Origin of the sequence: Variovorax boronicumulans, assembly GCF_019352895.1 — a bacterium.
GTDB classification, from domain to species: domain Bacteria; phylum Pseudomonadota; class Gammaproteobacteria; order Burkholderiales; family Burkholderiaceae_C; genus Variovorax; species Variovorax boronicumulans_A.
In genome coordinates, this window is sequence record NZ_JAAAFX010000008.1 from 191012 (window position 1) to 211025 (window position 20014).

Below are 20014 nucleotides of genomic sequence, written 5' to 3' on the forward strand. Positions count from 1 at the left end.
AGCGCGTTATCGGTGCAGCGGCTCCGCCGCATGCGCCACGCAGCCATGCGCCGTGTGCTGCGGATGGGCCGCCAGCAGGGCGCGCGTGACGCCGTTGGTCCAGCCGAAGCCGTCCTGCAGCGGGTACTCGCCACCGCCCCCGCCGGCCGAGCGTTGGTGCTCCTGCTGGCGCAGCGCGTACTTCTCGACCAGCTTGCCCTCGCGCTCGTAGACCGCCGCCACGGTGGCCAGCCAGCGTTTGCCGATGGTGCCGGCCAGCGCGTGGTGGCCATGGCGCGCGAAACCGTCGATCGCCATCCACTGCAGCGCTGCCCAGCCGTTGGGCTGGTCCCACTGCTGGTCGCTGAAGCACTCGGTGGTCGACAGGCCGCCGGGCGCGAGCAGGCGTTGCCGCACCGTCTGCGCCAGCGCGTCGGCCTGCGCGGCATCGACCAGTCCCGCGAACAGCGGCGCGACGCAGGCCGCGGTCAGGCCCCGGCGTTGCCGGCCCTGGCGCCAGTCGTGGTCGAAGAAGGCGCCCTGTTCCACGTTCCACAGCCATTGCGTGACCGCATCGCGGCGGCGCTGCGCCTGCTGCGTGAAGGCCTGCGCGCTCGCGCGGTCGCCGGCCTGTTCGGACAGCGCGGCGATGGTGGTCTCGAGCTTGAACAGGAAGGCGTTGAGGTCGACCGGCACGATGTCGGTGGTGCGGATGCTGGCGAGCGTCGGCGCCTCGCTTTCCTCGAGCCAGCGCGTGCTGAAGTCCCAGCCCGACTCGGCCGCGGCGCGCAGGTGGCGGTAGACCTCGGCCGGTTCGCGGCCGCTGGCCTGCGCGGTCGCCACGTCTTCGGCCCAAGCCTCCTCGCGCGGCGTGTCGCGCGCATCCCAGTAGCGGTTGAGCAGCGCGCCGTCGGGCAGCCGCACCACGCGCGCCTGCGCGCTGCCGGGCGCGAGCCCTTCGGCGCCGCGCATCCACCAGGCGTGCTCCGTGCGCAGCTGCGGCAGCTGGTCGAGCGCATTCGTCGCGCCCAATCGTCCCGCGAGTTCGACCATGAAGGCGAACAGCGGTGGCTGCGAGCGGCTCAGGTAGTAGGTGCGCGTGCCGTTGGGCACATGGCCGCAGGTGTCGATCAGGTGCGCGAAATTGCGCACCATGTCGCCAAGCAGTTCGAGCCGCCCGCTGGCCGCGAGCCCGAGCATCGTGAAATACGAATCCCAGTAGTAGAGCTCGCCGAAGCGGCCGCCCGGCACCACGTAGGGATGCGGCACCTGCAGCAGCGAGCCGTCGGGCGGCAGCTGGTGCGGATGGCGCGTGAGCACCGACCAGAGGTCGTCGATGTGGGCTGCGATCGGCTGGCCGGGCACCGACATGTAGTCGCTCGGTGCCGGATGCTCCTCCTCGAAATGCGCAGCCACGAAGGCCCGCAGGTCGAAGCCCGGCGCGCCACATTGCGCCCGGTAGGCCGCGAGGATGGCCGCCGGGTCGCCGCGCGGCGCACAGTCGACGAAGGTCTTGCTGTCGGGGAAGACGCGCGCGCCCTGCACCGCGGTGAAGAGCTCCGCGTAGCGGTCCGCGGGCGTCAGCGCATCGGGCGCCGGCGCCGCGGACACGGGGCGGGCGGACGTCGTCAGAGCACCCCGCCGGCGCGCAGCGCCGCGATTTTTTCTGCGTCGAGGCCGAACTCGGCCAGCACCTCGTCGGTGTGCTGGCCCAGCGCGGGCGGCGCATGGCGCAGCACCGGCGGCGTGGCCGACAGGCGCAGCGGGCTCGCCACGCCGGTGATGCTGGCGATGCCGTCGCCCGCATCGCGCGGCAGCGTCACGGCCAGGCCGCGCGCCTTGACCTGTTCGTCGTCGAAGGCCTGCGCGATGTTGTTGATCGGGCCGCAGGGCACGGCCTTGTCTTCCAGCAGCGCGATCCAGTCGGCGGTGCTGCGCGTGCGGGTGACCGCCTGCATCTGCGGGATCAGCACCTCGCGGTGCGTGACGCGCAGCGTGTTGCTCGCGAAGCGTGGATCGGCGGCCCACTCGGCATGGCCGGCCGCTTCGCAGAAGCGCGCGAACTGGCCGTTGTTGCCGATGGCCAGCAGCATCGAGCCGTCCTGCGTCTGGAAGTCCTGATAGGGCGCGAGGCTCGGATGGCTGTTGCCCTGGCGCTGCGGCACCACGCCCGCGTTGAGGAAGGCGCTGGCCTGGTTGGCCAGGATCGCCATGCCCACGTCGAGCAGCGCCATGTCGATGTGCTGGCCCTCGCCGGTGCGATGGCGCACCTCGAGCGCGGCCAGGATGGCCGTGCTGGCGTACACGCCGGTGAACAGGTCGGTCAGTGCCACGCCCACGCGCAACGGGCCGCCGCCGGGCACCTCGTCGGGCCGGCCGGTGATGCTCATCATGCCGCTGGTGGCCTGGATCATCAGGTCGTAGCCGGCGCGCTGCGCGTGCGGGCCGTCGTGGCCGAAGCCGGTCACGCTGCAGTAGATCAGCCGCGGGTTGGCCGCGCGCAGGGTCTCGTGGTCGAGGCCGTACTGCTTCAGGCCGCCGGTCTTGAAGTTTTCCACCACGATGTCGCTCTGCGCGGCCATCCGCTGCAGCAGCGCCTGTCCCTCGGGCGTGGCCATGTCGACCGTGACCGAGCGCTTGTTGCGGTTGCAGGCGGTGAAGTAGGTGGCCTGGTCGGTGTCGTTGCCGTCCGCGTCCTTGAGGAAGGGCGGGCCCCAGCCGCGCGTGTCGTCGCCGACGCCGGGGCGTTCAATCTTCACGACATCGGCGCCGAGGTCGGCCAGGATCTGCGTGCACCAGGGACCCGCGAGCACGCGGGACAGGTCCAGCACCTTGAGGCCGTCGAGGGCCGCGGGGGTCTTTGGAGGAGCGCTCATGTTTTCAATTCCGATGCGTGATCGGCCAGCAGCCAGCCGCAACGCGCGCCGGCCATCAATCCACCCAGCGCGCCGGGCAGCACGAAGGGCACCAAGAACGACATGACTGCCTCGGTCGCTTCCGGCGCGCTCGGATCAGCGCGCGAGCTGGCGAGCAGCACATGACAAATAACACCCACCGCAGCGCCGGCCGCTGCGCCCAGCATCGCGCCCATGGCCTTCGTTCGCGCGGGGGCGCCGCCCCGCACCCACGGCAGGAGCATGTGAAACACCAATGCCGCCAGCACGGCCGGAACCAGCCCGACAAAGTAGGTCAGCAGCACGGCGGGCACCAGGGCCTTCGCGGCCCCGAGCGCCATCATCACGGCGAGTGCCAGTGCGGCGGGCATCGGCCCCCACAGCGCGAACGTGCGCAGCACCCGCCAGACCGACATCAGTTCGCGAAAGCCGCGATGCCGGTGATCGCGCGACCCAGAATGAGCGCGTGGATGTCGTGCGTGCCTTCGTAGGTGTTCACGACTTCCAGGTTCACCAGGTGGCGTGCCACGCCGAACTCGTCGCTGATGCCGTTGCCGCCCATCATGTCGCGCGCCAGGCGGGCGATGTCGAGGGCCTTGCCGCAGTTGTTGCGCTTGAGGATCGAGGTGATCTCGACCGAGGCGATGCCTTCGTCCTTCATGCGGCCCAGCCGCAGGCTGCCCTGCAGGCCCAGCGCGATCTCGGTCTGCATGTCGGCCAGCTTCTTCTGGATGAGCTGGTTGGCCGCGAGCGGGCGGCCGAACTGCTTGCGGTCCAGCGTGTACTGGCGGGCGCGGTGCATGCAGTCCTCGGCGGCGCCGAGTGCGCCCCAGGAGATGCCGTAGCGTGCGCTGTTGAGGCAGGTGAACGGGCCCTTGAGGCCTTGCACTTCGGGGAAGGCGTTCTCTTCGGGGCAGAACACGCCGTCCATCACGATCTCGCCGGTGATGCTGGCGCGCAGGCCCACCTTGCCGTGGATCGCGGGAGCCGACAGGCCCTTCATGCCCTTCTCGAGCACGAAGCCGCGGATCGGGCCGACCGTGCCGGACTCGCTGACTTCCTTGGCCCACACCACGAACACGTCGGCGATGGGCGAGTTGCTGATCCACATCTTGGCGCCGCTGAGCGAATAGCCGCCCGGCACCTTCTTGGCACGCGTGGCCATGCTGCCGGGGTCGGAGCCGTGGTCGGGTTCGGTCAGGCCGAAACAGCCGATGAACTCGCCGGTGGCGAGCTTGGGCAGGTACTTCTGCTTCTGCGCTTCGGTGCCGAATTCGAAGATCGGCACCATCACCAGCGAGCTCTGCACGCTGGCCATCGAGCGGTAGCCCGAATCGACGCGCTCGACTTCGCGCGCGATCAGGCCGTAGGCCACGTAGTTGAGGCCCGGGCCGCCGTACTGTTCGGGAATCGTCGGACCCAGCAGGCCCAGCGCGCCCATTTCGCGGAAGATGGCGGGGTCGGTCTCGCCGCTGCGGAAGCCCTCGGTCACGCGGGGCAGCAGGCGCTCCTGGCAGTAGGCATTGGCCGCATCGCGAATCATGCGTTCTTCGTCGGTCAGCTGCTGATCGAGCAGGAGGGGATCGTCCCAGTGGAATTGCGCTTTGGCGGCCATGTGCTGTCTCCGGAAGAAGAGGGAAAAGACGGGAAATGAATGGCTCGATCCTAGCCTCGGCACCGGGTCGGCGCAAACGAGCAATACTCAGCCAGATATGCATTGCACGAATACCTTGAGTTTCTGCACGCGCCACACGCAGCGCACTTTCCTGTGCGAGGTGAGACGCAGCGGGGGGGATCTCTAGTGCGCCGGAAGATCCCGCCGCTGCAGACCCTGGTCTGCTTCGACGCCGCTGCGCGCCACGAGAGCTACACGCGCGCCGCGCAGGAGCTCGCGCTCACGCAGAGTGCGGTCTCGCGCCAGATCGGCGCGCTGGAGGCCTTCCTCGGCGTCACGCTGTTTCGGCGCACGCGGCACGGCGTGGCGCTCACGCCCAGCGGCGCCGCCTATGCGCGCCAGACCGCCAAGCGGCTCGAGGCCATGGAACGCGACACGCTCGACGCCATGGCCGACCAGGGCGCCGGCGGCTCGCTGGCACTGGCGGCGGTGCCCACCTTCGCCACGCGCTGGCTGATCCCGCGGCTGCCGGCCTTCGCGCGCCAGCAGCCCGAGGTGGTGGTGCACATCGAGACCCGCACCCGCCCCTTCCTGTTCGCCGATGCCGAGTTCGACGCGGCGATCTATGCGGGCACGCCCGCGCAGGTGGCAAACTGGGCCGGCACGCACACCGCCCTGCTGCTGCGCGAAGACGTGGTGCCGCTGTGCAGCCCGCGGCTGCTGCCGCACGGCCAGGCCGTGACGCCCGACGCCATCGCGCGGATGCCGCTGCTGCAGCAGAGCACCCGGCCCGAGGGCTGGCGCCAGTGGTTCGATGCGCAGCAGGTCGATGCGCCGCGCGCGCGCACCGGGCCGCGCTACGAGCTGTTCTCGATGCTGGCCGCGGCCGCCACCCAGGGCCTGGGCGTGGCGCTGATGCCGACCCTGCTGGTCGAGGACGAACTCGCGCGCGGCGAACTCGTCGTGGCCTGCGCGCAGGTGCTCTCGGGCCAGCGCAACTACTACCTGGTCACGCCCGACCGCGGCGAAGGCCGGCCGCTGCTGGGCCTGTTCGCCGAGTGGCTGGTGGGCCAGGCGCGCGGCGCCTGAACGCGCGCGCAAGGAACTTTCGCCACCGCCACACGCTCCGACCGGCCCCGCCACCCCACCAGCCCCGTCACGCGCCATGTGATCCCTGCCAGTCGTCCTCATCAAGAAGCACCGCCCCCGCACGCCCACAGCGTCCCGGACCGCGGCCTCTCCCTTTCTTGTCAGGAGCCTGCATGGTTGTCCTTCATGACGATGCGCACATGGCGTGCGTCCCGGCCTCGGCCGATGCCTCGGCCCTTCCCGGGTCTTCCCTTTTCTCGCTGCGCCACCTGGGCTTCACCCTGCCCGACGGACGCGCGCTGTTCCACGACCTGAACGCCGAGCTGCACGCCGAACGCATCGGCCTCGTCGGCCGCAACGGTGCGGGCAAGAGCGTGCTGGCCCGGCTGTTGGTCGATCGCCTGACGCCCGGTTCGGGCCGCGTCGTGCGCGGCGGCAGCGTGGCCTGGGTGCCGCAGGAGGTCGGCGCCACGGCGGGCACATGCGTGGCAGCGGTCGCCGGCCTCGCGCCGCTGTTCGACGCGCTCGCGCGCATCGAGGCCGGCGGGCTCGACCCCGCCGACTTCGCGCTGCTCGAGGGCCGTTGGGACATCGCCGCCACCTTCGCCCAGGCGCTGGCCGAGGGTGGGCTGCCGCCGCTGCGGCCCTCGGACCCTGCCGACCGGCTCAGCGGCGGCGAGCGGACCCGCGTGGCGCTGGCCGGCGCCTTCCTGTCCGGCGCCGATGCGCTGGTGCTCGACGAACCGACCAATCATCTCGATGCCGGCGCGCGACGCTGGCTTCGCACGAAGCTGGCCGCATGGCCTGGCGCGGCCGTGGTCGTGAGCCACGACCGCGAACTGCTCGAGACCGTGGACGCGATCCTGGAACTCGGCCCGGACGGGCTCACGCGCCATGGCGGCAGCTTCCCGCGCTATGCGCAGCAGCGTGCGCAACAGGCGGCCGCGGCGGAGGCCGCGCTGCAGCACGCGCGCACCGAGAAGAAGGCCGGCCTGCGCGCACTGCGCGCGCAGCACGATGCCCAGCAGCAGCGCACGGCCCGCCAACGGCGCGACGCGAAGACGCGCAACCTGCCGGCGCTGGTGCTGGGCCGCATGAAGGACGCAGCGCAGGCCAGCGCCGGCAAGGCGAACGCACGCCGCAGCGACACCGTCGACCGGCTGGCGGGTGCGGTCCGGCAGGCGCTCGCGCGCACCGAGCAGGCGCCGGCGCTCGCGCTGATGCTGCCGGCCACCACGGTGGCGGCCGGCAAGCGCGTGCTGACGCTGGACGACGCGGTGCCGCCCTTCCCGCCCGGCGCCGCGCCACTGTCGCTGGCGCTCGCCGGCCCGCTGCGCGTGGCGGTGCAGGGGCCCAACGGCTGCGGCAAGACCACGCTCTTGAAGATGCTGGCCGGCGAGATCGCGCCCGTCTCGGGCGATTGCCGCATCGGCGTGCCTCACGCCTGGCTGGACCAGTGCGCGGACGGCCTGCTGCCACGCCACCAGTCGGTGCTGGAACGCCTGCAGGCGCTGCACACGCCGCTGCCCGAGGGCGTGCTGCGCAGCCACCTGGCCTGGCTGGGCCTCGGGCCCGCGCAGGTCGGCATGCCCTCGGGCGCGCTAAGCGGCGGCGAGCGCATGAAGGCCGCGCTGGCCTGCGCGCTGTGGGCCGGCGAGCCGGCGCAGCTGTTGCTGCTGGACGAGCCCACGAACCACCTCGACCTGGCGTCGGTCGAGGCGATGGAGCAGGCGCTCGCAAACTATCCGGGCGCGCTGGTCGTGGCCTCGCACGATGCGCGTTTTATCAAGGCGCTGGGACCGACCCACAGCTTGCGCTTCGACGCCAAGGGCTGGGTGCTGGAGACGATCGCGTGAACCGGCGCCAGGTTGCGGTACGGTGCGGGCCATGACATCGGCCCCTTCTCCCCTTCCCACCCTTCCCACCCTCGCCATCGACCGCCTGCGCTTCGCCTACCCCGGCGAACCGCCGCTGGTGGCCGACTGGTCCGCCGCCATCGGCCCCGGCGTGACGCTGCTGCACGGCGACACCGGCAGCGGCAAGTCGACGCTGCTGCGCGTGCTCGCCGGCACGGTACCCGCTAGCGCCGGCACGCTGACGCTGTGCGGCGCATCGCTGCCCGGCGACGCAGCGGCCTACCGGCGCCACCTGTTCTTCATCGAGCCCGGCACCGAGGCCTTCGACGCCATGAGCGGCCGCGACTGCGCGCTGTCGCTGCGCCGCGCCGACCTGCCGTTCAACGAAGCGCGCTGGGCCGCGCTGGTCGAAGGCTTCTCGCTCGCGCCCCACATCGATAAGGCGATGTACATGCTCTCCACGGGCTCCAAGCGCAAGGTCTGGCTCGCGGCGGCCCTGGCCTCGAAGCACCCGCTCACGCTGCTCGACGAGCCGACCGGCGGGCTCGATGCCGCCTCGATGCGCTGCCTGTGGCGCACCCTGGCCGAGATCGCGGCCGAGCGCGACCGCGCCGTCATCGTCGCGAGCGGCGAGCGCATCGGCGAGGTGCCGCTGGCCGCCACGCTCGCGCTGCCCTTCGCCTGACGCGGCCACAATGCGTGCCAAAGGCGGGGCCGGCAGCGGCCACCGCCGCCCCAGCCACACCAGATGGCGAAGCCCGAGACAAGCCCGCATGACCACGACGACCGCCGCCGCCCCGCCCCACCTGCCCGATTCGCGCTACGCCCTCTGGCGCCTGCTGATCACGCTGCTGATCATGACCGTGGGCAGCAGCGGCATGTACGTGGTCTCGGTCGTGATCCCCGCGGTGCAGGCCGACTTCGGCATCGACCGCGCGCAGGCTTCGCTGCCCTACACGCTGCTGATGATCGGCTTCGGCGTGGGCGGCATGCTGATGGGCAAGGTGGCCGACCGCTTCGGCGTGATGTGGCCTTTGCTGGGCGGCGCGGTCGCACTCGGGCTGGGCTACGTGGCCTGCGGCCTGGCGCCGAACATCGTGGTCTTCATCGCGGCGCAGGCGGTGCTGGTCGGGCTGCTCGGCAGTTCCGCCGCCTTCGCGCCGCTGGTGGCCGACACCTCGCTGTGGTTCGTGAAACGGCGCGGCATCGCAGTGGCGGTGTGCGCCAGCGGCAACTACATCGCCGGCGCCGCCTGGCCGCCGATCGCCCAGCACTTCGTCGAGACCGTGGGCTGGCGCCAGACCTACCTCGGCATGGGCCTGTTCTGCGGCCTCGCGATGGCCGGCCTGGCGCTGCTGATGCACGCGCGGCCGCCGGCCCTCTCGATGGCGGCACCGGCCCCTGTCGCCGGCCGGCCGGTGCCCGGCATGCGCCCCTTCGGCCTGAGCCTGGGCACCGCCCAGGGCCTGCTGTGCGTGGCCGGCGTGGCCTGCTGCGTCGCGATGGCGATGCCGCAGGTGCACATCGTGGCCTACTGCACCGACCTGGGCTTCGGCGCGGCGCGCGGCGCCCAGATGCTCTCGCTGATGCTGGCCTGCGGCATCGCCAGCAGGCTGATCTCGGGCGCGATCTGCGACCGCATCGGCGGCCTGCGCACGCTGCTGCTGGGCTCGGGCCTGCAGTGCGTGGCACTGCTGCTGTTCCTGCCCTTCGACGGGCTGGTGCCGCTGTTCGTGGTGTCGGCGATGTTCGGCCTGTTCCAGGGCGGCATCGTGCCCTCGTACGCGATCATCGTGCGCGAGCATTTCCCGCCCGCCGAGGCCGGCGCGCGCGTCGGCACGGTGCTGATGTGCACGCTGCTGGGCATGGCGCTGGGCGGCTGGATGTCGGGCAAGGTGTTCGACCTGACCGGCAGCTACCACGCGGCCTTCCTCAACGGCATCGCCTGGAACCTGCTCAACATGTCGATCGCGGCGACGCTGCTGTGGCGCGTCTCGCGGGGCGCGACCGGGCGCGCCGCCGCGCTCAGTAGCTGATCTTCGCGGCTGGTGTCGACGGGGCGACGCCCCCGGCGCCGAAGCGCATGGCGATGGCCTCGGCGCCGCGCGCGAGGATCTGCAGGTCCATCGCGACCGCGACGAACAGCGCGCCCAGGTCCAGGCACTCGCGCGCCCGCACCTCGTCCACCAGCAGGATGCCCGGCGCCTTGCCGCAGGCGCGGATGCGGGCGATGGCGCCGTCGATGGCCGCGCGCACTTCCGGATGGCCGGCGTTGCCCGGATGGCCCATGCTGGCCGACAGGTCGGCCGGGCCGATGAACACGCCGTCGACCCCGTCGACGCTGGCGATCTCCTCGAGCCGGTCGAGCGCCTCGCGCGTCTCGACCTGCACCAGCAGGCACAGCTCCTCGTGCGCATGCTGTGCGTAGCCCTGGGTGCGGCCGTAGTTGGAGGCCCGCATCGAGCCGCCCATGCCGCGGATGCCGTCAGGCGCATAGCGCATCGCGCGCACCGCGGCGCGGGCCTCGTCGGCGTTCTGCACGAAGGGCAGCAGCAAGGTCTGGGCGCCGATGTCGAGGTAGCGCTTGATCAGCACCGGGTCGTTCCACGCGGGGCGCACCACGGCCGACGATGCGCGCTCGCCGGCCGGCACCGCCGAGGCCGCGCCCTGCAGCTGCTGGAGCATGCGCGGCACGTCGGTGGGCGCGTGCTCGGTGTCGAACAGCAGCCAGTCGTAGCCGGCACCGGCGACGATCTCCGCGATGTAGGGGTCGGGCAGGCTGCACCACAGCCCGATCTGCGCCCGGCCTTCGGCCAGCGCGCGCTTGAAATGGTTGACGGGGAGTTGCGACATCCGGCCACCATAGCCGATCGCCCCGCGCAGTGCAGGCGAAGTCCGGCGGGGCGCCATGCCATTGCGAACGGGCCCGCGGCGCGTGCCGGCGACGGGCGAGAATCGATGCACCGCCTTCTCACCAAACCCACAAGCAAGAGAGAAAAAAGTCCATGCTGCAGAACCTGACCCCCTTCCTGGTCCACTGGGCCATCACCGGCCTGTCGCTGTGGATCGCCAGCTACCTGTTCCGGGGTCTCAAGTTCGACAGCACCGGGGCGCTGGTGGTGTCTGCCCTGCTGCTGGGCTTTGCCAATGCGGTGGTCAAGCCGCTGCTGATCGTGCTCACGCTGCCGCTGACCCTGCTGACCTTCGGCCTGTTCCTGCTGGTGATCAACGCGCTGATGATCCTGCTCGTCTCGGCCCTGGTGCGCGGCTTCAAGGTTTCGGGCTTCTGGACCGCCTTCTTCGCGAGCATCTTCATCTCGCTGCTGAGCATCGCCATCGGTTCGATGGTCGGCGGCAGCGACCCGGCGACCAACATCCAGATGCCGAGCAACGGCACCTGGCTGTAGCGCGCCTCAGGCCGTCGCGCAGGCGGCCGAGCCGCAGCCCGTCAGCGGCACCGCCGGCAGCCCCTGCGGCATGCGCACCTGCGGCGTGGCCGCGTCGAAGCCCACGCTGCGCAGGTGCAGCGCCAGCGCGGCGTCCATGGTCTGGGCGTGCTGCACGAACCACACGGCCAGTTCGCGGGCCATCCGGCGGATGGCATCGGTCTGGTTCTTGAGGCCCTGCACCAGGCCCTCGCGCATCACCTCCAGCACCACGCGATGCTGCACCGTGTGGCAGTTGGTCGACGAGAAGCCGGTGCTGCGCATCCACGCGTCCTCGGTGCCGAAATGATCGACCGTGTGATCGATCAACGCGCGCCAGGCCGGCACCAGTTGCGCGTCGTCGGCACCCTCGACCTGCGCGAGCAGCGCGACGAATTCCTGGTGCGTCTGGTCCATCGGGGGCAGGTCCAGCGACAGCGACTCGGACCATTGCAATGCAGCCATGCGGCTCTCCTTGTGCGGAAAACCTCAGGCTATCGGTGCGCGCTCCCCAGCGGTTTGACGTGGCGCAAGCTAGGGTGCCTCGGCCCGCTGCGCCGCCAGCGCCACATACCAATCCAGGCTGCCCGGGTTGGCCATCGCCTCGCGGTTGACCACCTTCTCGATCGGCTGGCCCAGCAGCAGCTTCTTGATCGGCAGCTCCTGCTTCTTGCCCGAGAGCGTGCGCGGGATCTCGGCCACCTGGAAGATGTCGTTGGGCAGGAAGCGCGGTGACAGCGCGGTCTTGATCGCGTCGTTGAGCTTGGCGCGCATCGCGTCGTCGAGCGCGACGCCCGGGCGCAGCACCACGAACAGCGGCATGTAGCTGTCGCGGCCCAGGTACTCGAGGTCGACCACCATCGAATCGAGCACCTCGGGCAGGCCCTCGACCGCGCTGTAGATCTCGCTGGTGCCCATGCGCAGGCCCTGGCGGTTGATGGTGGCGTCGCTGCGGCCGTAGATGATGCAGCCGCCGTCCTCGCCCACCTTGAGCCAGTCGCCGTGGCGCCAGACGCCGGGGTAGGTGTCGAAGTAGCTCGAGAGGTAGCGCGGCCCCGGCTCGACGCCGGGCCGCCCCAAGTCGGAGCCGGACCCCCTCGGGGGGTGGGCGGCTTCGCCGCCCGGGGGCTGCACGATCGGCTCGTCGCCCCAGAAGTACAGCGGCATCGAGGGGATGGGCTGCACGCAGACCAGTTCGCCGACCTCCCCGATCACCGGCTGGCCCTGCTCGTTCCAGGCCTCGACCGCGTGGCCGACCTGGCGGCACTGCATCTGGCCCGGCACTTCGGGCAGCTCGCGGTTGCCGCCGACGAAGGCGCCGCAGAAGTCGGTGCCGCCCGAGATGTTGCACCACCAGATGTCCTTCGAGCCGGCGTCCCGGAACTGCGCGCTGCCCCAGCGCTGCACCTCTTCCGACAACGGCGACCCGGTGCTGCCCAGCACGCGCACGCGCGACAGGTCGCCGCAGGCCGAGGCCTCGACGCCGGCCTTCATGCAGTGCGTGAAGTAGGCCGCGCCAGCGCCGAAGAAGGTCACGCGGTGCCTGGCGACGAAGCGCCAGAGCACGCTCCAGTCGGGCTTCTCCTTGCTGCCGGCCGGGTTGCCGTCGTAGAGCACGATGGTGGTGCCCGCGGCCAGGCCTGCGAGCTGGCAGTTCCACATGACCCAGCCGGTCGAGCTGTACCAGTGGAAACGTTCACCGAAGTTGTTGGCGCCGTAGCTGGCGCCGAAGTCGTTGTGCAGCCCGCAGGCGTACATGGTCATGATGATGCCGCCCTGCCCGTGCACGATGGGCTTGGGCAGGCCGGTGGTGCCGCTCGAGTAGACGATCCAGATCGGATGGTCGAAGGGCAGCCACTCGGGCTCGAAGGCCGCGACCTCGGCGTCGTCGCGCGCGGTGGCCTCGGTCCAGTCGGCGTCGGCCTCGATCTGCGTCGTCGCGAAGGGGGTGCGCAGCAGCAGCAGCTTGCGCACGCTGGGCAGCTGGCCGCGCAGCGCCTGCACGATCGCGCTGCGGTCCAGCGCCTTGCCGCCGTAGTGCACGCCGTCGGCCGCGATCAGCAGCGTGGGTTCGATCTGGCGGAAGCGGTCGACCACCGCGGCCGTGCCCATGTCGGGCGCGCACACGCTCCACACCGCACCGATGCTGGTGCAGGCCAGGAAGGCGACCATGGTCTCGGGGATGTTGGGCAGGTAGGCCGCGACGCGGTCGCCGCGCCGCACGCCCAGCGCGCGCAAGCTGAGCGCCGTCGAGGCGACCTGGCGCCGCAGCTCGGGCCAGCTCATCTCGCGCACCTGGCCGCGCTCGTCGTCGCTCACGATGGCGGGCATGCCGGCCGCATGGGCCGCGTCGACGTGGCGCAGCACTTCGCGTGCGTAGTTGACCTGCGCGCCCGGGAACCAGACCGCGCCGGGCATGCGGTGCTCGGCCAGCACCGCGCTGTAGGGCGTGGGCGAGCGCATGCCGGCGTAGTCCCAGATGCTCTGCCAGAAGGCATCAAGCTCGGTGGTGGACCAGCGCCACAGCGCGTCGTAGCTGTCGAACGAGAGGCCGCGCGTCTCGCGCAGCCAGTTTTGATAGAGACGGATCTGGGGAATATTGGGAGCGGGCATGCCCCAAGCGTAGCGCTGCGAACGACCGTGCTCAATCGGGGTTGACCTCAGGGTTTGTACGCGTGTTCAACATTTTTGTACAAGCGTTCAATACGCTTCCATGAACGCCCGCATTCCGTCCGTCAAACGCAGCGCCCCAAGGGCTGCCGCCATCACCGCCGAGGCCACGCGGCCCGATCGCAAGCAGGCCATCCTGCTGGCGGCCGAGAAACTCTTCGCGCAGCACGGCTACCACGTGGTGACGATCCGCCAGATCGCTGAAGAGGCTGGCGTGCCGCTGGCACTGGTGGGCTACTACTACGGCCAGAAGCACGAGCTGTTTCACGCGATCTTCGAGCACTGGGCGCACTCCATCGAGGCGCGGCTCGCGGGGCTGGCGGCGGTGAGCATCGACCCCGACGACACGCGCACGCTGCCGCGCATCATCGAAGCCTTCACCGCGCCCGTGCTGGCTCTGCGCGCAAGTTCCGAGGGCGAGTACTACGCACTGCTGGTGGCCCGCGAGCTGTACCACGCCACAGAAGAAGCCGACCGCGTGCTGCGCGCCTACTTCGACCCGCTGGCCGAGGCGTACATCGACGCGCTGCACATCGCGCTGCCGCACGCCACGCGCGGCCAGGCCGCCTGGGGCTATCAGTTCGCACTGGGCTCGCTGCTGCACCACCTGAACGACAGCCGCATCGAACGGCTCTCGCGCGGCGAGAACAGGCGCGCCGACCCCGCCGTGGCACCGATGCTGGTGAACTTCATCGTCGGCGGCCTGCGCGCCGCGCTGCCACGGCCCAAGACCCCACGCACGAACAAAACCACCCCCAGGAGACAAAAGCCATGATGAATCGACGCACCCTGCTGTCTGCGCTGGCAGCGGCATCGGCTACCGCCGCGCTGCCTTCGCACGCGCAACAGTCGAACCCGAAGATCGTGTTCGGCTACACGGCGGTGACGGACTTCGCCTCAGTCTTCGTGGCGGCCGAAGAGGGCTATTTCAAGAAGCGCAACCTCGACGTCGAGCTCAAGTTCATTCCGCTCAACTCCACGATCCCGGCGGCGCTGCAATCCGACTCGCTGCAGATCGGCGGGCCCACGCCTTCGGTCTTCCTGCAGGCGGTGGATGGCGGCCTCGACCTGGTGCTGGTGGCCGGCGGCGGACTCACTTCAAAGACGATCACCGGCTTCGGCCTGGTGGCGCGCGCGGGCTCGGGCATCAAGGGCCCGCAGGATTGCATCGGCAAGAAGATCGGCGTGCCGGGCCTGGGCGCCTTCCTGCACGTGACCTTCCGCGCATGGCTCAAGGACAGCGGCGTGGACTACCGCAAGGTCAACTTCGTCGAAGCTGCGTTCCCGCAACATGCCGACCTGCTGCGAGGTGGCTCGGTCGACGCGGTGGTGTCCGCCGACCCGTTCATGAGCCGCATCACTGAGAGCGGCGCGGGCTACGTGGCTTCGTACTACTCAACCTTCCTGCCCGAGCACAACCAGACCATCGTGCACGCGGCCAAACGCGAATGGGTGGCGAAGAACCCGGCGACGGCGCGCGCCTTCCGCGAGTCGCTGGTCGAATCGGCTGCCTTCATGCAGCAGCCGAAGAACGACGCGAAGGTGCGCGCAAGCATCGGCAAATACATCAAGCTGCCGCCCGAGGTGCTGGCGAAGGTGCAGATCTCGCCGCCCGGTCCCACGGTCAGCGAAAAGCAGCTCGGCTACTGGACCGGGCTGATGAAGGAGCAGGACATGCTCAAGACGAACATCGACGTCGCGAAGTTGATCGCCAAGTGATTTCCTTACCCGCCCCGATCACCGCGCGCGCCGCGCTTTCCGCGAGCGCTGCACGTTCGCCGACAAGTCCCACGATGCAAGCCACACCCTTCCTGCGCTTCGACGGCGTGACCATCCGCCTGGGCGGTCGCGAGATTCTGTCGCCCACTTCCTTCGACGTGGCGCGCGGCGAGTTCGTCTGCATCGTCGGCCCCAGCGGCTGTGGCAAGACCACGCTGCTGCGCGCGGCCAGCGGCCTCGTCACGGCCAGCGCGGGCGAGGTGCGGCGCAACGGCGTGAAGATGACCGAGCCCTCGCGCGAAGTGGCCTTCGTGTTCCAGGACTACGGCCGTGCACTGCTGCCCTGGCGCACGGTGGAAGGCAATGTGAGCCTGGCGCTCGAAGCCGCCGGCGTGCCTGCGGCAGAACGCGCGCCGCGCATCGCCGCTGTGCTCGGCAAGGTCGGCCTTGCCAAACATGCGCAGAAGTTTCCGGTGCAGCTGTCCGGCGGCATGCAGCAGCGTGTGCAGATCGCCCGCTGCCTCGCGCAACAGCCCGAACTGATGATGATGGACGAACCCTTCGGCGCGCTCGATGCGCTCACGCGCCAGAGCCTGCAGGACGAACTGGCCCGGCTGGTGCACGAGACCGGGCTCACGGTGCTGTTCGTCACGCATGACCTGGAAGAAGCCATCTACCTCGGCGACCGCGTGATCACGCTGCAGGCCAACCCCGGCCCCGGCCGACCCAGCCTGGCGCGAATGATCGACGTGAAGATCCCGCGCCCGCGCGACCAGCTCACGACTAAGGAGCATCCGGAATACCTGCAGTTGCGGCGTGAGCTGTTTGCTTTCATCGAGCAGGGCCATGACTGAGCGCCGCCTCATGCGCTGGCTGCGGCCATGGGTGTTCCCGGCCCTGCTGGTCGGCGCCTTCGAGTGGTACGCGCGGCGCGCGGCTGCATTGGGCAGCGATGCGATTGCACCGCCGAGTGCGGCGTCCAAGGCTTTCGTCGGTGCAGCGATGGACGGCTCGCTGTGGCAGGCGACGGGCTTCACGCTCGGCACGGCGGCGCTCGGCCTGCTGCTGGGCGCGGTGCTCGGCATCGCGCTGGGGTTGCTGCTCGGCCTCTCGCGTCGCGCGGCACAACTTGGCTCGATGTCGATCGAAGTGCTGCGTCCCGTGCCCTCCGTCGCGCTGATTCCACTCGCGATGCTGGGCTTCGGTTTTGGCGTACGCATGGAACTGGCCATCGTCGCCTTCGCCACCTTCTGGCCATTGCTGGTGCTGGTGCAGTCGGCCGTGCAGCAGATCGAGCCTCGGCTGCTCGAAGTCAGCCGCGTGCTGGGTTTGTCGGCGCGCGAGCGGGCCTTCAAGATCGTGCTGCCGGCCATCGTGCCGCGTCTGTTCGTCGCGCTGCGGCTCGGCGTGGCGGTGGCGCTTGTGGTGGCTGTCACGGTGGAGATCGCGGCCAACCCCAACGGCATGGGCTACGCGATGATGATTGCGCAGCAGAGCTTCGACCCCGCGCTGATGCTTGCGTGGCTGGGCTGGATCGGCGTGGTCGGTTTTGCGGTCAACGCGGGCATGGTGCAGCTGCAGCGCGTGGTCTCGCGGCGCATGGGGGTGATGCCATGAACGGCAACGACCGCAGCCGCGCCGGCATGAACTGGCTCGGCTCGCTCGCCGTGCTGTGCGCATTGATTGCGCTCTGGTGGGTTGCGAGCAATGCCGGCTGGGTCAGCCGCGTGTTCCTGCCCACGCCGCAAGCCACTTTCGCCAGCCTGCTCGAAGGGCTCAACCTTTCCGGCGATTCGGGCAACGGCGAGTTGCTCGCCTTCACACAGGCGACGGTCGGCCGCATGGTCGAAGGCTGGCTGCTGGCTTCGCTGTTCGGCGTGGTGCTGGGCGCTGCCATCGGCGTGTCGCCGGCAGTGCGCGCGTGGATACAGCCCACGCTCGAATTCATTCGCCCATTGCCTGCATCGGCGCTGCTGCCGCTCGCCATTTCGATCTTTGGGTTGAACCCCGGCATGGTGCTGTTCGTGGTGGCCTTCGGCGCGATGTGGCCGGTGCTGCTGGCCACTGTGCACGGCTTCGCCGCCGTGGAGCCGCGGCTGTCGGAAGTGGCACGCTGCCTGCAGATGTCGCGCGCCGCGTACATCTGGAAGATGGGCCTGCCCAATGCCATGCCCGACATCCTGGCCGGCATGCGGCTGGCCCTGACCATCGCGCTGATCGTCGCCGTGGTCGGCGAAATGATCGCCTCGCAAAACGGCCTGGGCCAAGCCATTCTTCTGGCGGCGCGTGCCTTCCGCGCCAGCGATCTCTTCGCCGGCATCGTGCTGCTCGGGCTCATCGGCTTCGCGAGCAATGCCCTGCTGGCCTTTGCAGAGAAACGCCTGCTGCGCTGGCAGCAGCCCTGACCTCCCCGCTCTCTCCGCCTTGTCCTTTCTTTCCTTCACGCCAACACCAACACATCCCACAAGGAGCCCCGCCATGCCACGCAAGTTTGTCGACCTCTCGATCTTTCTGGAAAACGATGTGCTGTCCGATCCGCCGGCCTTCGCGCCGAAGATCCAGTACTTCACGCACGAGCAGACCTACGAGCAGATCGAGCCCTTCTTTCCGGGCCTGAAAAAAGAAGACCTGCCCGACGGCGAAGGCTGGGCCGTGGAGTTGGTGCAGCTGTCGACCCATAACGGCACGCACCTCGATGCGCCCTACCACTTCCACTCGACCATGGACAAGGCGCTGGGCGAGAAGAAGCCCGCCATCGCCATCCACGACGTGCCGCTCGAATGGTGCTTCCAGCCGGGCGTGAAGCTGGACTTTCGCCATTTCGCCGATGGCTACGTCGTCACGGCCGATGACGTCGAAGCCGAGCTGAAGCGCATCGGTCACACACTGAGCCCGTTGGAGATCGTGATCATCAACACGCGCGCCGGCTCGCGCTACGGCAACAACGACTACGTGTCGGCCGGCGCCGGCATGGGCTACGAAGCCACCATGTACCTGCTGGAGCGCGGCGTACGCCTCACGGGCACCGACGCCTGGAGCTGGGATGCGCCTTTCGTGCACACCGCCAAGAAGTACGGCGAAACGCAAGACGCCTCGCTGATCTGGGAAGGCCACAAGGCCGGCCGCGACATCGGCTACTGCCACATCGAGAAGCTGCACAACCTCGAAGTGCTGCCGCCCACGGGGTTCTTCATCAGCTGCTTTCCGCACAAGATCCGCGGTGCGTCGGCGGGCTGGACGCGCGCGGTCGCGATCTTCGACGACGCGCTGACGGCGTCGGTCTGAACGAACAGCCAAGGACCAAGCAAACCATGATCGCGCTCAATCACACGCACGACGCCAGCACCCGCAGCTGGGTCGAAACGGCCAACGCCGCGGGCACCGATTTTCCGATCCAGAACCTGCCGTATGCGATGTTCCGCCGCATCGGAAGCCCCGAGCCGTTTCGCGGCGGCGTGGCCATCGGCGACCAGGTGCTCGACCTGGCGGCGCTGGCCGCGGGCTCGCATGTCGACGGACTCGCACTCGATGCGGCACGCGCAGCCGCACTGCCGGCGCTGAACGACTTCTTCGCGCTCGGCACTTCCGCATGGCAGGCGCTGCGCCATGCAGTCTTCGCGCTGCTGCAAAGCGATGTGCCGGCAGCCACGGTGCAGAACCTGCGCAAGTGCCTCGTGTCCCAGGCCGAGGTCGAATACACCGTGCCCGCGCGCATCGGCGACTACACCGACTTCTACACATCGATCGACCATGCGCTGAACATCACGCGACTGTTCAACCCCGAAGGCGACGTGACGCCGAACTTCCGCTGGATTCCGACGGCGTACCACGGGCGCGTGTCGACCATTGGCGTCAGCGGCCAGCGCTTTCACCGGCCGATGGGCCAGACCCTGGCGCCAGGCGCCAAGGCGCCCACGTACCACGCGTGTGCACGGCTCGATTACGAGCTCGAGCTCGGCGTGTGGATCGGCGAAGGCAATGCGGCCGGCGAACCGATTCCGCTGGAGCGCGCGGAGGAACACATCTTCGGCATCTGCCTGCTCAACGACTGGTCGGCGCGCGACATCCAGTTCTGGGAGATGGCACCGCTCGGGCCATTTCTTGCGAAGAACTTCGCGACCACCATCTCGCCATGGATCGTGACGATGGAAGCGCTCGCGCCCTACCGCCAGGCCTGGACCCGGCCGGCCAACGAGCCCCAGCCGCTCGACTACCTGGAAAGCCAGGCGAACCGCGACAGCGGCGCGATAGACATCAGCCTGGAGGTCTGGCTCGAAAGCGACAAGGCACGCGAGAACAAGAGCGGGCCGTCGCGCCTGTCGGGCACGAGCTTCAGGCACCAGTACTGGAGCGTGGCGCAGATGGTGGCGCACCACACGATGGGCGGCTGCAAGCTGAACTCCGGCGACCTGTTCGGCAGCGGCACGATCTCGGGCCCGGGGCCTGGGGAGGCGGGCGCGATCATCGAGCTGGCACGCGCGGGCCAGAGCCCGGTGGCGCTGGCCAATGGCGAGCAGCGCGGTTTTCTGGAAGACGGCGATGCGGTGCTGCTGCGCGGCTGGTGCGAGAAGCCGGGCGCTACGCGCATCGGTTTCGGCGAGAGCCGGGGGACTGTGCTGCCGGCCATCGGTCCAGGCAGACCATCGCAGCCGCGCTAGTTGTGAAGTGTCAAGAGGTTCTTGCGAGACATCGAGAGACGCGAGACGGGGGCCACGAGATTGATGCCGTGGTGCGGGCGGTGCCAGTTGTAGAAGTGGTTCCACACAG

General features: G+C 69.7%; 19 protein-coding genes. 12 read left to right on the forward strand and 7 right to left on the reverse strand.

The window, feature by feature from the left end; all coding sequences use genetic code 11:
* Positions 1-6: 6 nt before the first annotated feature.
* The 4 genes from treF to K0H49_RS19190 are packed head-to-tail and all read right to left on the reverse strand — an operon-like array spanning position 7 to position 4488.
* Positions 7-1590, reverse strand: a complete 1584-nt coding sequence (gene treF / locus K0H49_RS19180; protein WP_374122381.1) for an alpha,alpha-trehalase TreF — start codon at positions 1588-1590, stop codon at positions 7-9.
* A gap of 17 nt (positions 1591-1607) precedes the next feature.
* Positions 1608-2855, reverse strand: coding sequence for a CaiB/BaiF CoA transferase family protein (locus K0H49_RS30690; RefSeq protein ID WP_257625004.1), 1248 nt, complete (start codon positions 2853-2855; stop codon positions 1608-1610).
* Positions 2852-3289 (reverse strand): hypothetical protein, encoded by a 438-nt coding sequence (locus tag K0H49_RS19185; protein ID WP_219215845.1) that lies wholly within the window; start codon positions 3287-3289, stop codon positions 2852-2854. The genes K0H49_RS30690 and K0H49_RS19185 overlap by 4 nt, the downstream gene beginning before the upstream one ends.
* Positions 3289-4488, reverse strand: a complete 1200-nt coding sequence (locus K0H49_RS19190; protein ID WP_219215847.1) for an acyl-CoA dehydrogenase — start codon at positions 4486-4488, stop codon at positions 3289-3291. Before K0H49_RS19190 ends, K0H49_RS19185 begins: the two co-directional genes overlap by 1 nt.
* 186 nt (positions 4489-4674) lie before the next feature.
* On the opposite strand from K0H49_RS19190, the gene K0H49_RS19195 reads away from it, so the two are divergent.
* The 4 genes from K0H49_RS19195 (at position 4675) to K0H49_RS19210 (ending at position 9469) form a co-directional block, all read left to right on the forward strand.
* Positions 4675-5577, forward strand: coding sequence for a LysR substrate-binding domain-containing protein (locus tag K0H49_RS19195; protein WP_219215849.1), 903 nt, complete (start codon positions 4675-4677; stop codon positions 5575-5577).
* 173 nt (positions 5578-5750) lie between these two features.
* Entirely contained in the window at positions 5751-7433 is a 1683-nt protein-coding gene (locus K0H49_RS19200) for an ABC-F family ATP-binding cassette domain-containing protein (protein ID WP_257625005.1), read from the forward strand.
* A gap of 31 nt (positions 7434-7464) precedes the next feature.
* Positions 7465-8118, forward strand: coding sequence for an ABC transporter ATP-binding protein (locus K0H49_RS19205; protein WP_219215851.1), 654 nt, complete (start codon positions 7465-7467; stop codon positions 8116-8118).
* Between the two features lie 88 nt (positions 8119-8206).
* Positions 8207-9469 carry an MFS transporter gene (locus K0H49_RS19210; RefSeq protein ID WP_219215853.1) on the forward strand — a complete coding sequence of 421 codons (1263 nt, stop codon included), beginning with the start codon at positions 8207-8209 and terminating at the stop codon, positions 9467-9469.
* Here K0H49_RS19210 and K0H49_RS19215 read toward each other — a convergent pair.
* Positions 9459-10286 carry an aldolase/citrate lyase family protein gene (locus K0H49_RS19215; RefSeq protein ID WP_219215855.1) on the reverse strand — a complete coding sequence of 276 codons (828 nt, stop codon included), beginning with the start codon at positions 10284-10286 and terminating at the stop codon, positions 9459-9461. The two genes, K0H49_RS19210 and K0H49_RS19215, sit on opposite strands and share 11 nt — an antisense overlap.
* A 152-nt stretch (positions 10287-10438) precedes the next feature.
* On the opposite strand from K0H49_RS19215, the gene K0H49_RS19220 reads away from it, so the two are divergent.
* Complete coding sequence (locus K0H49_RS19220; RefSeq protein WP_219215857.1) at positions 10439-10840, forward strand: phage holin family protein; 402 nt, start codon at positions 10439-10441, stop codon at positions 10838-10840.
* A gap of 6 nt (positions 10841-10846) precedes the next feature.
* On the opposite strand, the gene K0H49_RS19225 is transcribed toward K0H49_RS19220, so the two are convergent.
* Entirely contained in the window at positions 10847-11323 is a 477-nt protein-coding gene (locus K0H49_RS19225) for a hemerythrin domain-containing protein (RefSeq protein ID WP_219215859.1), read from the reverse strand.
* 69 nt (positions 11324-11392) lie between these two features.
* Positions 11393-13471: an acetoacetate--CoA ligase gene (locus K0H49_RS19230; protein ID WP_219215861.1), complete on the reverse strand. Its 2079-nt coding sequence runs from the start codon at positions 13469-13471 to the stop codon at positions 11393-11395.
* Between the two features lie 100 nt (positions 13472-13571).
* On the opposite strand from K0H49_RS19230, the gene K0H49_RS19235 reads away from it, so the two are divergent.
* From K0H49_RS19235 to fahA, 7 genes are all read left to right on the forward strand, one after another.
* Complete coding sequence (locus K0H49_RS19235; RefSeq protein WP_219215863.1) at positions 13572-14303, forward strand: TetR/AcrR family transcriptional regulator; 732 nt, start codon at positions 13572-13574, stop codon at positions 14301-14303.
* Positions 14300-15247: an ABC transporter substrate-binding protein gene (locus K0H49_RS19240; RefSeq protein WP_219215866.1), complete on the forward strand. Its 948-nt coding sequence runs from the start codon at positions 14300-14302 to the stop codon at positions 15245-15247. Before K0H49_RS19235 ends, K0H49_RS19240 begins: the two co-directional genes overlap by 4 nt.
* On the forward strand, positions 15244-16101 hold the full coding sequence (locus tag K0H49_RS19245; protein ID WP_219215868.1) for an ABC transporter ATP-binding protein: 858 nt from the start codon (positions 15244-15246) through the stop codon (positions 16099-16101). Before K0H49_RS19240 ends, K0H49_RS19245 begins: the two co-directional genes overlap by 4 nt.
* The gene (locus tag K0H49_RS19250) at positions 16094-16864 is read left to right on the forward strand and encodes an ABC transporter permease (protein ID WP_219215870.1); all 771 of its coding nucleotides are present in this window, start codon (positions 16094-16096) and stop codon (positions 16862-16864) included. The genes K0H49_RS19245 and K0H49_RS19250 overlap by 8 nt, the downstream gene beginning before the upstream one ends.
* Positions 16861-17652 carry an ABC transporter permease gene (locus K0H49_RS19255; protein WP_219215872.1) on the forward strand — a complete coding sequence of 264 codons (792 nt, stop codon included), beginning with the start codon at positions 16861-16863 and terminating at the stop codon, positions 17650-17652. The genes K0H49_RS19250 and K0H49_RS19255 overlap by 4 nt, the downstream gene beginning before the upstream one ends.
* 73 nt (positions 17653-17725) lie before the next feature.
* Complete coding sequence (locus K0H49_RS19260) at positions 17726-18532, forward strand: cyclase family protein (protein ID WP_219215874.1); 807 nt, start codon at positions 17726-17728, stop codon at positions 18530-18532.
* 26 nt (positions 18533-18558) lie between these two features.
* Entirely contained in the window at positions 18559-19905 is a 1347-nt protein-coding gene (gene fahA, locus K0H49_RS19265) for a fumarylacetoacetase (RefSeq protein ID WP_219215876.1), read from the forward strand.
* The last annotated feature ends 109 nt before the right edge of the window (positions 19906-20014 follow it).